This window comes from Shewanella sp. TB7-MNA-CIBAN-0143 (assembly GCF_040310065.1).
In the GTDB taxonomy this organism is placed as follows: domain Bacteria; phylum Pseudomonadota; class Gammaproteobacteria; order Enterobacterales; family Shewanellaceae; genus Shewanella.
In genome coordinates this window covers 1-235 of the sequence record NZ_JBEOPL010000163.1, presented here as the reverse complement: position 1 = coordinate 235, position 235 = coordinate 1, and the positions used below count along the sequence as shown (strand labels likewise).

Here is a 235-nt window from a genome sequence, read left to right as displayed (position 1 = left end):
AGACTGCAGCTTGGCGGCGGTGATAAGCCAACGCCAGCCGATTACAATAAACTACTAAATAACATTAGTCAGCGCAGCGATGCCAGCGTGATCCGTACTTTATTACTGCGCTCACAATCGCAAGCCGAATACTCGGCTAATAACCAAGGTCACTTTGGCCTAGCATACAATGCTTACGCTCACTTTACCTCGCCAATTCGTCGCTATGCAGATTTAGTAACCCATCGTGCAATAC

Annotated in this window: 1 protein-coding gene; it reads left to right on the top strand. The window is 47.7% G+C overall.

Annotated elements, in window-relative coordinates:
* Positions 1–235, top strand: a 235-nt coding sequence (locus AAEY97_RS21510) for an RNB domain-containing ribonuclease (protein WP_351001435.1), incomplete at both ends; no start/stop codon positions are given.